Consider the following 13,628-nt stretch of genomic DNA (forward strand, 5'->3'; position numbering starts at 1 on the left):
GTGTCATATATCGTTATGACTGCTGCGTTCCGCGCAGCGCGCATGCTCGTGCCCGAGGTCAAGGTCGGTCACACGCCTCTGACGCTCGGCGAGCCTCGCTGCTTCCCTGAGCCCTTTCAGCGGCGCGCCTGCGCATAGGGGAGTGCCTGCACACCGGGGAGTGGCGTGCAGGGTTAAGGGGAATTCAGCATGCGTTCGACCCTGCGTCGAAAGAACATTCAGCGCGCCCGGAGACTGACGGCCATCACCGCCGTCGTCTCGCTCATCGCCGGGGCGCTCGCTCTCGGAGTGACGGCGCAGACCGCATCCGCGGATCCGTGGGCACCCACGGTCTCGGCGCAGAACGTCGATCCGGTGTCGGCCGGCAAGGACTTCGTGCTGGCGGGCGAGAACGTCGGATTCGACATCGACGTCACCAACAGCGGCGGGGGAGCGCAGTTCAACCTGAGCCTGATCGCAGCGGTCCCCGCAACCGTCACGCTCGTCTCGGGCGGGACGTTCGGCACGCCGACGGTCTATGCCGAGGGCGATGTGCTCCCGAACCGTTCGCGCACGGCATCCGATGCCTCGTGCGAGTCGCTCGGCCTCGTGAAAGCGCCCGGCCAGTCGCTGCTCTGCGCTGTGCCCGCCGGCCAGCAGGTGTGGGTGTGGTCGAACGTCAACGACCTCCCGCAGGGCGGCACGGTCTCCTCGCGCGTCACCATCGCTCCGAACGGCGACGACTACCCCGTCGGCAGCGAGGTGGGCTTCTCGATCCGCGCGTACACCAGCAACGATCCCACGCGCCTCCCCACCTTCGACGGGTCGCCCAGTGTCTCGCGCACCACCGCGCACACGTCCGGCGCGGGTGTCGCGACCGATGACGTGCCCGTGCAGGCACTGCGCATCGTCAAGACCGAACCGAGCGCAGAGACCGAGCTCCTGCGCGGCGTGCACCGCAACGTGACGACCTACACGCTCGACGTCGAGAACACGACCCGGGGCGCCACGACGGATGCGACCGTCACGGACTACCTCCCCGCGGGCCTCGAGTACCTCGGTCTCGCCACCGGAGACAACTCCACCGACGTCGAGTACGACGGCTCGGGCCGCGTGGTGGGCGGCGTGACGGCAGGCGAGAGCGTCGACACCGTTCAGTTCACCGCCCCCGAAGCGGCGGCGCTGGGTCTTCCCGGTGCGGGCGTCTACACGAAGATCACCTGGTCGCTCGGCGATCTCGCAGCCGGTGCGAAGGCGCAGATCCGCTACCACGCCGCCGTTCCGCTGTTCGCCAACGCGCTGTGGCCCGACGGCACGGCACCCGCACCCGAGGGAGGGGCGCAGGCCGCCAACCTCGACAACAACACGGGCGCATCGACGCGTCACGGCGGCGAGAGCGAACCGACGGACGCGCAGTCCTTCCGCAACGTCGCCGCGGTGGCCGGTACCTACCAGGGGCCGGTGCTGAACGACGACGCGGATCTTCGGGCGGCACGAGACGACGATGACGAGATCATCGAAGCCGTCGACGTGCGGGTCCTCAAGAGCGTCGACGACGGAAAGGCCTTCACGACGGGGTCCATCGCCACGTACTCGGTGCAGGTCGACGTCAGCGAATACGTCGATGCGCGGGGGATCGTGCTCACCGACGTGATCGCCAACGGGCTGTGCCCGGCGTTCCCCGGTTCGCCCGACGGCGTCGCCCTCATGATCGGCGACCTCGAGGTCTCGCAGCAGACCTGGAACGCCCAGGTGCCCGGAGACGCCTGCAGCTTCCCGACCGAGGCGAACGGTGCGGTGCTCTCGCCCGAACTGCACCTCGCCTCCATCCGCTACACGCCCGCCGACGGCACCTTCACGGTCGTGTTCGCGGTCGACGACCTCGCCGCGGGCGAGTCGTTCACGGCCGAGTACTCCGTGATGCAGCGCCCGAACTACACGGGCGCGGCCGGTGGCACGAGCTCGGGTGACAGCTTCCTCAACCACGTGACGGTGACCGCCCAGACCGAGCCGATCGCGGCGATCGCGAACGACCCCGCGCTGAGTGACCGCGTCGGCGGCACCCGCTTCGTGAAGGACGACTCGTCGGCGGTCATCACGTCGAACTTCACCGACCTCAGCAAGACCGTGCTCGAGCGCGGACAGTCGTTCGCAGGCGCGACCGAGGCCGACTGGGTGACGGCGGCCACGCAGCCGTTCTCGCCGGGTGACGACGTCTGGTACCGCCTGGTCGTGCCGTTCGCCGACGGCATCGACACGCGCAACCCGCTCCTCACCGACTACCTTCCCGAGGGTGTCGAGGTCCGTGAGATCCTCTACGCCTACCAGGGCATCACCGGCTTCGCCGACGTGACCACCCCTGTCGCCTACGGCACGGGATCCTTCCCGACGGCGTACATCCCGAACACCGCCCCGACCGGCACCTCGCTCACCTGGGAGCTCGGCGCTCGCAACCGCGGCACCAGCACCGACCGGTTCGTCCCGGCCGGCAGCAGCGTGACCGTGTACGTGCGCGGAGAGGTGCAGTCGCAGTCCGCGTCGCCGGACGAGGTCGACAGCCCGGCCAACCAGGCGAAGTACCAGCAGGTGAACGTCGACGGCGTGCTCTCGTTCCTTCGTCGCGAGGCCACGATCGACCTCGACTGGGGGTCGACGCTGACGAAGGGCATCCGCTCGGTGAACGACGAGGTCGTCGGTGCCGCGTTCGGCTCGCGTGTGCCCACGCGACAGGTCGTGCAGAACGACGAGGTCGAGTACCGCATCGATGTGAAGGCGCCGCAGAACCCGACCACCGACTACGTCGTGTGGGACGTGCTTCCCGCCGGCGTGAAGAAGGCGGACGTGGCCTCATTCACCTCCGCGCTCTCCGCCGCGGGCGTCGAGACCGCGATCGACGACGCGGATGTCGATGTCGCGGCGTTCGACCCGGGCGAGACCCTGCCCGACGGCATCGCGCTGACCCGCGCCTTCGCCGACCGTTCGGTGATCGCGTGGACGGTCCGCGCCTCGGTCGCCGGATCCACTGCGGCGACGGATGCCGCGCCGGCGGTCGTCCGTGGCCTCACGTTCGGCTACACGCTCACCGTCCCATCGGGCGTCCCGGGTGGCGGCGAGGCCGCGCAGCCGACCCAGAGCTACACCAACTCCGCGGGCATCGTCAGCTACGGCATCGAGAACAGCGGGTCGAAGACCACCACCGTGGTTCCGCAGAGCGACGCGGGCGGCCAGCAGCTGACCACCCGCTCCCCGGGTGACGGCGAGGTGTCGGTATCCGACATCGACACCGTCGGTACCGCTGAGGTGCACCTGCCCGACGTCGCGATCGCGAAGAAGCTCGTCTCCACCGAGGTGGCCCCCACGGCGTCGACCGGTGTGACCGACCTCGGTGACGGAACGCGCAACACGGCCTCGCAGATCGTGCAGGGCGAGCACGCCACGTTCGAGTACTCGGCGACGATCCCGGCGCACACCACCGTCAAGGGTGCCGTGCTGTCCGACGGCGGGGCGCTCGCACTGCAGAACGGCAGCGTGGCGTACCAGTACGTCGCCGGCAGCGCGAGGTACTTCGGACCCACGGATGCGCCGCTCACGATCGGCACCGGTACGGGCGACTTCCGCACGGCCGAGACCGTGGATGCAGCTCACGGTGTGCTGACCTTCCCCGACACCTACACGAACGACACCGCCACGGCGCAGACGTTCCGCGTGCAGATCACCCTCTGGGTCAAGGACAAGGACGCCTCCGCGGCGAACGCCGCAGTGGTGAACGTGCTCCCCGGCGCGATGGCGAACACGGCGAGCCTGAGCTTCCTCGACCCGAACACCGAGGGCGCGTCGCGCCTCACGCGCACGGCGACCGCTGAGGTGCAGTTCGTCGAGCCCGCTCCCACGCTGACGAAGAAGGCGTCGTCCGCGACCGTCTCCGCGAACGGCACCGTGAACTACACGCTCACGGCGGCGAATGCGGCGAACAGCCCCGCCCTCTACGACGTCGTGATCCTCGACTGCGTCCCGGCCGAGATCACGCCGAGCGCACTGTCGGCGTCTGCCGGCGCCCCTCGCATCCTCGCCGAGACCTGCGCGATCGGAGCCGGCGACGTGATCCAGCGCGGATCCGGCACCGGGATCCTCATCGAGTGGACCATCCCCGCCCTCCGCGGCGACGGCTCCGCGCCCACGCTCACGTATATCGGCACCGTCGAGGCGCTGGCCGGTGGAGGCTCGCAGTTCACGAACCGCGCAGAGCTGACCGGTCGCACGCTGCCCCTGGCAGTGGGCGCCGACAGTGACACGTCGGACCGCAGCGGCGCCTACGCGGCGAAGGCGGATGCCACCGTCCGGATGCCGGATGCTGCGATCGACAAGTCGGTCAGCACGTCGTCTGCGCCGGTCGGCGACACCGTCACCTACACCGTCACCACGACGCTGCCGACGAGCACCAACTTCTACGACGTGACCCTGACCGACACGCTTCCCGAGGGCGTCGAGTTCGTCGCGAGCGGCACGCACACCGAATCCACGCAGTGGGCCGGAGCGCCGGATGCCCCCGCGATCGGACAGCCGACGCTGAACGGCCGGGTGCTGTCGTGGAGCGTCAGCCCTGACGACATCATCGCCTGGGATCAGACCCGCACCATCACGGTGACCTATCAGGCACGCATCACGAAGGCCGTGACCGCGGCCTCGCTCGTGAACAAAGCCACGTTCACGTGGAGCCGGGTGAACGGATCCACGTCGGAGCGCACGTCGCAGAGCGACACCGCCACCGTCACGGTGCGCAACCCGAACGTGACGATCGCCAAGGCGGTCAAGACGACCGGTGCGGCCGACAGCACGTACGGCGCGGCATCCGCGGGCGGCGCAGACCAGTCGTTCACCTATCGCGTCCGCGTGTCGAACGCGACCGGTGCAGGCACGTCGCCCGCCTACGGCGTCGTCGTCACCGACACGGTGGGTGCCGGCATCCGCATCGACACGGCTCAGGCGGTCTTCTCCGGGGCGACGTTCTCGGACGCGGACGCGCTGCGCGCCGGCAAGGGCGGAACGATCACCTGGACCCTCGCCGGTCCGCTGAGCAACATCGCGGGATCGAACACGTACGACCTCGTCTACCAGGGCACGTTCGTGGCGTCCGCATCGCTCGGGACGGGCGCGCTGGGCAACCAGGTCGCCGTCACGCGCTACGAGTCGGCCGCGACCGACGGCTGGGTGTACACGCCCGGAACCGGCACCCGCCCCGGCGGCGCGCCGAACGTCACGACGAACACCACAGGCAGTGCGGCGATCACGCCGCGCTTCCCGCAGGTCGCCCTGAGCAAGCGGGTCACCGCCGGCTCCGAGGCCTTCGTCGGCGAGAGCTTCTCGTGGACTCTGCAGGCGGTGAACACCGGAACGGGCGCGGCCCAGACCGTCACGCTCACCGACACGCTTCCGGCGAACTGGCAGTACGACGCGACCGTGACGCCTCGCCTCACGGTGGGCACGCAGGCCGCGGTCGACCTCGGAGCCCCCGTTCTCGGTGTCGCCAACGGTCGTGAGACGGTGACCTGGACGCTCGGATCCTCGACGGGTCAGGCACTCCTGCCCGGCACGGCGTCGGGCGCGACGGTCGGTCAGCGCACACTGCTCGTGACCTTCGCGGCCACGCCGCACCCCGGTGCGGTGACGGACGCAGGCGCAGGCCTCTCGATCAACCACCGCAACACGGTGACGGGAGCCGCGACCGATCCGACGGGAGCCACGCGCAACGCGAGCGGCGCATACGTCGGACCGGATGCCACGGCTGACGCGCACATCGCACGAGCCGACCTGAAGATCGTGAAGGCGGCGATCGGCGGCGACGCGCAGGGTGCGTGGACCGCCGGCGATGCCGCGCGCTCCGGCTACACGCAGCCGCAGTGGCGCATCACCGTCACGAACCAGGGACCGGATGCCGCGAGCGGACCGTTCGTCGTCACCGACGAGAGCGTCCTCCCCTCGGGAGTCTCGACGGGCGCGTTCACCGCGCGGTACTACTCGTCCGCGTCCGACACCACCGGTGTTGCGCTCGCGCTGACCGGCACCGGCACCGCATCCGACCCGTTCGTGGTGGGCGACCGGACGCGCACACTCGCCGCCGCAGGCACCGACCGGGTCGTCCTGGTCGCGAACGTGTCGATCCAGGCGCCCGCGACGGGGACCGCCACGAACACGGCATCCGTCACCGGCCGCACGTTCGAGCGTCCTGCGGACATCACGAAGGACAACACCGCCACGGCGTCGAAGCCGATCTCGAGCGCGGCGGACCTCGCCGTCACGAAGTCGGTCAACACGGCGGAGGTCACGGCCGGTCGCTCGCTCACCTGGAGCATCAAGGTGCGGAACAACGGCCCGTCGGTCGCGGTCTCCACCGGCTCCGACCGGATCACGGTGACCGACACGATCCCCGCGGGGATCAGCGACGTGCGGGATCCGTCCGCAGGCCTGACGGCCTGGGTCGCCACGGCATCCGACGGATGGCCGGCCGCCGCCGGCGACACGGTCACTTGGACCTTCGTCGGCGCGCAGATGCCGGTCGGGCCCGCGCAGGATCTGTCGCTCACCGGCACGGTCGACTCGTCGTGGACCGCCGGAGAGATCAGCAACACGGCATCCGTCGCTCCCGGCGCGACGACAGACCCCGTCCCGGGCAACAACTCGTCGGAGGTCACGGTCACGCCGGGCGACGACACGACACTCGCGGTCACGAAGACGCGCGTCGTGCGCGACGGAGACGACTGGAAGGACGCCTCCCAGTTCGGGGCGGCACTGCCGGACGTCTCCGCGGGGGAGACCGTCAGCTACCGCGTGGTCGTGACGAACAACGGACCGGCGGATGCCAGGGACGTGCGCATCGTCGACGAGGTGCCGTCGATGCTCACCTACTCCTCGGTGCAGGACGAGAACGGAACCTGGACCCGCACGGCGGGACCGGGCGCGAACGACACCTTCGCGGTGTCGGGCAGCGTTCCGGCGGCGTCGGGGGAGAACACCCGGTCGTTCATCGTGACGTACGCCGTGGATTCGGCCCTGGCTCCCGGCTCCGAGGTGGTGAACTGGGTGCAGGCCGAGGCCGAGAACTCGACGAACACCCCGCGTGACGGCGACACCACCGCGACCGATCGGGTGGCCGACCTGTCGATCGTCAAGCAGGCGATCGACGGCGACGGGGCCCCTGTCGGCGGTGCGGATGCACCCGAGGTGACGGCCGGGACGCAGACGCGCTTCCTGCTGACCGTCACGAACAACGGTCCGAGCATCTCGAGCGCGCCGATCGACATCACCGACCGCCTGCCGGCCGGGATGACGTACGTCTCGTCGAGCATCGACGTCGCCGGTTCCGGTGCTGTCGCGGCCGACGCGGCGGTGACGGACGGAGGACGCTCGATCGCATGGTCCGCACTGGCCGACGGTGAGACCCTCGCATCCGGCGCGACGGTCGTGATCGAGGTGACCGCAGCGGTCGCTGCGGACGTGCACCCGCAGCGTCTCGTGAACGTGGCTGACGTGACGGGTCCGGAGGACTTCGATCCGACCGACAACCACGCTGAGGCGGACGTCGAGATCGTGACGCTCGCCGAGCTCTCGATCACGAAGGTCGTCGCCGACGGTCCGTGGATCGCGGGTACCGAGGTGCAGTACACGCTGACGGTGCGCAACGACGGCCCTTCGGTCGCCGACGCGTTCGTCACCGACGTCCTGCCCGACGGGCTCAGCGCGGTCTCGATCGCCGGTGACGGCTGGACCTGCGACGACGCGAGCGAGAGCTGCCTGCGTGCGGACCACCCGCTGGGTGAGAGCACCATCACCGTCATCGCGCTCGTCGCCTCCGGTGTCCCGACGGGTACGCAGCTGACGAACACGGCGACCCTGTCGTGGTCGGACAGCCGGTCGGACTCGCCGCACGAGGATTCGGATGACGCGGTGATCGACGTGACGACGGATGCCGATCTCCAGCTCACGAAGACGGCGATCGACACCGAGGGTGCGGAGGTCTCCGCAGCAGTGGCAGGCGAGAGCGTCCGCTACCGCATCGAGGTCGCCGACCTCGGAGACAGCGACGCGGTCGGTCCGATCACGGTCGTCGACCGACTGCCCGAGGGCGTCAGCTTCACCGCTCTCGCGGGTACGTCGACGGACGCCTGGACGGCCGTCGTGGATGACGCGGACCCGCAGACCGTGACCTTCACGCTTCTCTCCGGAGACGCGGGAATCGTCAGCGGCAGCTCGGCGCCCGCGATCGTGTTCGACGTGCTCGTCGACCCGACCGTGGTGCACGGGGCCACCCTCACCAACACCGCCACGGTGTCGTCGGGCACGCCCGACTCGAACCCCGACAACGACACCGACACGGCAGCCGTGACGGTGGATCGCGAGGTCGACCTCGCGATCACCAAGACGCATGATGCGGATGCCGTGCGCATCGGCGACCTGCTGCCGTTCACCCTCGAGGTGCGCAACAGCGGACCGTCCGAGGCGACCGGCATCGTGGTGACCGACGTCGTGCCCGCGGGGCTCGAGGTCACGACGGTCCCGGGCGACATGGTGGGAGACGACTGGGCGATCGAGTCGGTCGAGCCCGTCGACGCCGCGGATCCACTCTCGGGCACCCGCGTGACGGCGCGCTACGCGCTGTCGCTCGCGCCCGGTGAGTCCGCATCCGCGCTCCTCGTGAACACCCGTGTTCTGGTCTCGGCGTACTCCGAGGTCGTCAACGTGGCCGATGTCACGGCCTCGGAGATCACCGACGCGCACCCTGATCGCACGCCGGACGACAACCGCGCGTCCGACGCGGTGAGTGTGCCCGGACTCGCTGCGCTCGTGGTCACCAAGACGGCTGTCGGCGCCTTCCAGGTCGGCAAGGTCGGCGAGTACGAGATCGTCGTGCGCAACGACGGCCCCACCGCCGACCCCGGTCCCGTCACCGTCACGGATGCCCTGCCCGCAGGCCTCACGTTCGAGAGCTCGCCCGACGAGGGCGTGCAGGTCGACGGCCGTGTCGTGACGTGGACGCTCGCGGACGGTCTCGCGCTCGACGAGGAGGTCACGCTCACTCTGCGCGTGCGCATCGGCGAGCAGGCGTATCCGTCGGTGACCAATGCCGTCGTCGTGGACTCGCCGACGGAGCAGACCGATCAGGCGCAGCTCGTCGACGACGCGACCGTCGACGTCAAGGCCGCCGATCCGCTCGCCACGACGGGAGCGGAGGCCGCGTGGGGACTGCTCGTCGTCGCGCTGCTGATGCTCCTCTCCGGAGGGCTGTTCCTCGCCTACCGCCGGCGACGGGACGCCGTCGCCGCCGAGTAGCGCCGACGGGGAAGGGGCGGTCTTCATGACCGCCCCTTTCGCGTCTCTTCCGTCGGCGCACGGTTGCGGGCAGAATGTACGTGCGTCGGGGATCCGCCGCATCGGATCGCATACAAGGGGGCCCGCATGGGTATCGAGGACACCGTCAACAAGGGCAAGGATCTCTACGAGCAGAACAAGGACAAGATCGCCGAGGCCGTCAAGAGCGAGCAGGCCGAGGACATCAGCGACAAGGTCCTCGACGGGGTCGCGGACTTCGCGAAGAAGCTCGCCCCCGGTGCTGCGGACAAGATCGACGAGATCCGCGACAGCGCCGACAAGGCGGTCGGCAACGAGTAGCACTCACCGGCATCATCGAGAGCGGCGGCTCCCCCGTGAGGGGGAGTCGCCGCTCCGCTGTCTCGGGAACCAAGTATTCTGCCCGGCGGTATCGCGTTTCACCGGACTCGTCGCGTAGGATGGTGCTGATCGCCTGGGGAACTTGCGATCAGGGATGTCGAAGGGGTTCGACTTCCCGAACTCACGCGGTTCGCCGCGTCAAACTGGGGAACGATTTTGGGGATCATCGTGCGACGCGCGCACTCAGTGCGCTCTGACGTCATCCCGCCCGCGCGGCGGCTGCTTCGCCGCGCCCTCGAACGAGGATCCCGGCGTCCCTTCACGCCGGATTCCTCGCGTTCGGTGTGCCCCCTCGCACTGAACGCCCTCCCCAAGCGGGGCGAGGNCCTCGCCCCGCTCTCCTCAGCGCGCTGAGGGGTCGTCGGCGGCGTCGATCAGAGGCGCCGATCCGACGGCTGGGGCGTGCCTTCAGGGGATGCACAGCCGGCGCGACACGCCCGGGTTTGCGCAAGTGAAATCGGCCGTGGCAGAATAGACAGGTTCGACATTCCGGCGCGCTCAGCGTGGCCGGATCACCATCACGGCAGTGCATAGGCGGCGCAGGCGCGCAGGGACCTAGGCCGCGGGTGGCAGAACGATCCCGACATCTTCATCACGAGGGCTTCGCCGTGCGCGGCGGAGGTCGGACATCCGCTCGCTGAGAGGCGTGCGGAATGACAGCAGAACAGTGGTGCAGCAGATCGACTCGCGAGAGCCGTTCGAGTGCCGAGGCGCGAACAGCGCCGACGTGCGTCCAATGCCCCTGGGTCACCCGGCCCAGGTCGGTAAGACGCCTAAAGAGAGAGAGCAGACAATGGCGGGACAGAAGATCCGCATTCGCCTGAAGTCGTATGACCACGAGGTCATCGACACGTCCGCACGCAAGATCGTCGACACTGTGACCCGTGCGGGCGCAACCGTCGTCGGCCCCGTGCCCCTTCCGACCGAGAAGAACGTCGTGTGCGTCATCCGGTCGCCCCACAAGTACAAGGACAGCCGCGAGCACTTCGAGATGCGCACCCACAAGCGTCTGATCGACATCGTCGACCCGACGCCCAAGGCCGTTGACTCGCTGATGCGTCTCGACCTGCCTGCCGATGTCAACATCGAGATCAAGCTCTGAGGTCGGACATGGTTGACATCAACTCCAAGGTTTCCAAGGGCATGCTCGGCACCAAGCTCGGCATGACCCAGGTCTGGAACGAGAGCGGCAAGCTCGTTCCCGTCACCGTCATCGAGCTCGCCTCGAACGTGGTCACGCAGATCCGTACCCCCGAGAAGGACGGCTACAACGCCGTGCAGATCGCGTACGGCCAGATCGACCCGCGCAAGGTGAACAAGCCGCTGACCGCTCACTTCGAGGCTGCAGGCGTCACGCCGCGTCGTCACGTCACCGAGATCCGCACCGCGGATGCCGCTGACTACTCGCTGGGCCAGGAGCTCACGGTCGACGGCACCTTCGAAGCAGGCCAGCTCGTCGACGTCGTCGGCACGAGCAAGGGCAAGGGCTTCGCCGGTGTCATGAAGCGTCACAACTTCAAGGGCGTCTCGGCATCGCACGGTTCGCACCGCAACCACCGCAAGCCCGGCTCCATCGGCGCATCGTCGACCCCGAGCCGCGTCTTCAAGGGCATGCGCATGGCCGGCCGTATGGGTGGCGAGCGCGTGACCGTCCTCAACCTCACGGTGCACGCCATCGACATCGAGAAGGGTCTGCTGCTCGTCAAGGGCGCCGTCCCCGGTGCTCGTGGCCGCATCGTCTACGTCCGCAACGCAGTGAAGGGTGCCTGATCATGGCTGACTCCACTCTCGCGCTTGACGTCCTCAAGGCAGACGGCAAGAAGGCTGGCTCGATCGAGCTTCCCGCCGCACTGTTCGACGCCAAGACGAACATCCCGCTCATCCACCAGGTCGTCGTCGCGCAGCTCGCGGCGGCTCGCCAGGGAACCCACTCGACCAAGCGTCGCGGTGAGGTCTCGGGTGCCGGCCGCAAGCCCTTCAAGCAGAAGGGCACGGGTAACGCCCGTCAGGGCTCCATCCGCGCGCCGCACATGACCGGTGGTGGAATCGTGCACGGCCCCAAGCCGCGCGACTACTCGCAGCGCACTCCCAAGAAGATGATCGCCGCCGCCCTCCTGGGTGCGCTGAGCGACCGCTTCCGCGGTGAGCGCATCCACGCCATCGAGTCCTTCGGCATCGACGGCACGCCTTCGACCAAGACCGCGGTGAACTTCCTCACCAACGTCGTCTCGTCGAAGAACGTGCTCGTCGTGATCGAGCGCAACGACGACGTGACGCTGAAGAGCATCCGCAACCTGTCGAACCTGCACGTGCTGACGTTCGACCAGCTCAACGCATACGACGTGCTCGTCTCCGACGACATCGTCTTCACCCAGGCCGCGCTCGAGGGCTTCATCGCCTCCAAGTCCGGCGCCAACCAGGAGGTCTCCGCATGAGCGAGCAGGCATCTGTTCTCCAGACGGCCCTGAACAAGGACCCGCGCGACATCATCCTGAAGCCGGTCGTGTCCGAGAAGAGCTACGGTCTCATCGACGAGGGTAAGTACACCTTCCTCGTGGACCCGCGCGCTTCGAAGACCGAGATCAAGCTCGCCATCGAGAAGATCTTCGGCGTCAAGGTCGCAGGGGTCAACACCCTCAACCGCGTCGGCAAGGCTCGTCGCACCCGCTTCGGCACCGGCAAGCGCAAGGACACCAAGCGCGCCATCGTGACCCTGAAGTCGGGCACCATCGACATCTTCACGGCAATCGGCTGATCCGGGGGATAAGGACAATAATGGCTATTCGCAAGTACAAGCCCACGACCCCGGGCCGTCGCGGCTCGTCGGTGGCTGACTTCGCCGAGATCACCCGATCGACGCCGGAGAAGTCGCTGCTGCGCCCGCTCTCGAAGACCGGTGGTCGCAACAACCAGGGCCGCATCACGACCCGTCACATCGGTGGCGGCCACAAGCGCCAGTACCGCGTCATCGACTTCCGTCGCAATGACAAGGACGGCGTGGACGCCCGTGTCGCTCACATCGAGTACGACCCCAACCGCACGGCACGCATCGCGCTGCTGCACTACTTCGACGGCGAGAAGCGCTACATCCTCGCGCCGGCGAAGCTGAAGCAGGGCGACGTCGTCGAGTCGGGTGCCGGTGCCGACATCAAGCCGGGCAACAACCTCCCGCTGAAGAACATCCCGACGGGTACCGTCATCCACGCGATCGAGCTCCGCCCCGGTGGCGGCGCGAAGATGGCACGTTCGGCCGGTGCATCCGTCCGTCTCGTCGCCAAGGACGGCAACTTCGCTCAGCTGCGTCTGCCCTCGGGCGAGATCCGCAACGTCGATGCGCGCTGCCGCGCGACCATCGGCGAGGTCGGAAACGCCGAGCAGTCGAACATCAACTGGGGTAAGGCCGGCCGCATGCGCTGGAAGGGCGTCCGCCCGACCGTGCGTGGTGTCGCGATGAACCCGGTCGACCACCCGCACGGTGGTGGTGAGGGCAAGACGTCCGGTGGACGTCACCCCGTCTCCCCGTGGGGTCAGGCTGAGGGTCGTACCCGTCACGCCAACAAGGAAAGCGACAAGTACATCGTGCGTCGTCGTAACGCCGGCAAGAAGCGTAAGTAGGAGTAAGAGAAGATGCCTCGCAGTCTTAAGAAGGGCCCCTTCGTCGACGATCACCTGCTTCGCAAGGTGGTCGTGCAGAACGAAGCCGGCACCAAGAACGTCATCAAGACCTGGTCCCGCCGGTCCATGATCATCCCGGCCATGCTGGGTCACACGATCGCGGTCCACGACGGTCGCAAGCACATCCCCGTGTTTGTGTCCGAGACCATGGTCGGCCACAAACTGGGCGAGTTCGCGCCCACCCGCACCTTCCGCGGCCACGAGAAGGACGACAAGAAGGGCCGCCGCCGCTGACGCGGTGGCGATAGAGG

8 protein-coding genes are annotated in these 13,628 nt (G+C 68.5%); all 8 read left to right on the forward strand.

Annotation, left to right across the window (positions count from 1 at the left end; translation table 11 throughout):
* The first annotated feature begins 189 nt into the window (after positions 1 to 189).
* The 8 genes from ACTJKH_RS01000 (at position 190) to rpsS (ending at position 13,611) form a co-directional block, all read left to right on the forward strand.
* A complete protein-coding gene (locus ACTJKH_RS01000; protein ID WP_440735430.1) occupies positions 190 to 9,303 on the forward strand; it encodes an isopeptide-forming domain-containing fimbrial protein in 9,114 nt (3,037 codons plus the stop codon).
* A gap of 126 nt (positions 9,304 to 9,429) precedes the next feature.
* Positions 9,430 to 9,642 (forward strand): hypothetical protein, encoded by a 213-nt coding sequence (locus ACTJKH_RS01005; RefSeq protein ID WP_056312873.1) that lies wholly within the window; start codon positions 9,430 to 9,432, stop codon positions 9,640 to 9,642.
* 853 nt (positions 9,643 to 10,495) lie between these two features.
* The gene (gene rpsJ, locus ACTJKH_RS01010) at positions 10,496 to 10,804 is read left to right on the forward strand and encodes a 30S ribosomal protein S10 (protein WP_017201594.1); all 309 of its coding nucleotides are present in this window, start codon (positions 10,496 to 10,498) and stop codon (positions 10,802 to 10,804) included.
* Positions 10,805 to 10,812: 8 nt separating this feature from the next.
* Positions 10,813 to 11,472 (forward strand): 50S ribosomal protein L3, encoded by a 660-nt coding sequence (rplC, locus tag ACTJKH_RS01015; RefSeq protein ID WP_210098740.1) that lies wholly within the window; start codon positions 10,813 to 10,815, stop codon positions 11,470 to 11,472.
* Positions 11,473 to 11,474: 2 nt separating this feature from the next.
* A complete protein-coding gene (rplD, locus tag ACTJKH_RS01020) occupies positions 11,475 to 12,137 on the forward strand; it encodes a 50S ribosomal protein L4 (RefSeq protein WP_194765132.1) in 663 nt (220 codons plus the stop codon).
* Entirely contained in the window at positions 12,134 to 12,457 is a 324-nt protein-coding gene (gene rplW / locus ACTJKH_RS01025) for a 50S ribosomal protein L23 (protein ID WP_017829206.1), read from the forward strand. Before rplD ends, rplW begins: the two co-directional genes overlap by 4 nt.
* Before the next feature lie 20 nt (positions 12,458 to 12,477).
* Positions 12,478 to 13,317, forward strand: coding sequence for a 50S ribosomal protein L2 (gene rplB, locus ACTJKH_RS01030; RefSeq protein ID WP_053097483.1), 840 nt, complete (start codon positions 12,478 to 12,480; stop codon positions 13,315 to 13,317).
* 12 nt (positions 13,318 to 13,329) lie between these two features.
* Entirely contained in the window at positions 13,330 to 13,611 is a 282-nt protein-coding gene (gene rpsS / locus ACTJKH_RS01035) for a 30S ribosomal protein S19 (RefSeq protein WP_017829205.1), read from the forward strand.
* Positions 13,612 to 13,628: the final 17 nt, after the last annotated feature.

The sequence above is a fragment of the Microbacterium sp. 22215 genome, from assembly GCF_052045655.1.
Classification (GTDB): domain Bacteria; phylum Actinomycetota; class Actinomycetes; order Actinomycetales; family Microbacteriaceae; genus Microbacterium; species Microbacterium phyllosphaerae.

Bases quoted from the DNA above. Each gene is read 5' to 3' on its own strand.
- rpsS (WP_017829205.1), top strand. From the start codon at position 13,330: ATGCCTCGCAGTCTTAAGAAGGGCCCCTTCGTCGACGATCACCTGCTT.
- rplW (WP_017829206.1), top strand. From the start codon at position 12,134: ATGAGCGAGCAGGCATCTGTTCTCCAGACGGCCCTGAACAAGGACCCG.
- ACTJKH_RS01005 (WP_056312873.1), top strand. From the start codon at position 9,430: ATGGGTATCGAGGACACCGTCAACAAGGGCAAGGATCTCTACGAGCAG.
- rplC (WP_210098740.1), top strand. From the start codon at position 10,813: ATGGTTGACATCAACTCCAAGGTTTCCAAGGGCATGCTCGGCACCAAG.
- rplD (WP_194765132.1), top strand. From the start codon at position 11,475: ATGGCTGACTCCACTCTCGCGCTTGACGTCCTCAAGGCAGACGGCAAG.
- rpsJ (WP_017201594.1), top strand. From the start codon at position 10,496: ATGGCGGGACAGAAGATCCGCATTCGCCTGAAGTCGTATGACCACGAG.
- rplB (WP_053097483.1), top strand. From the start codon at position 12,478: ATGGCTATTCGCAAGTACAAGCCCACGACCCCGGGCCGTCGCGGCTCG.
- ACTJKH_RS01000 (WP_440735430.1), top strand. From the start codon at position 190: ATGCGTTCGACCCTGCGTCGAAAGAACATTCAGCGCGCCCGGAGACTG.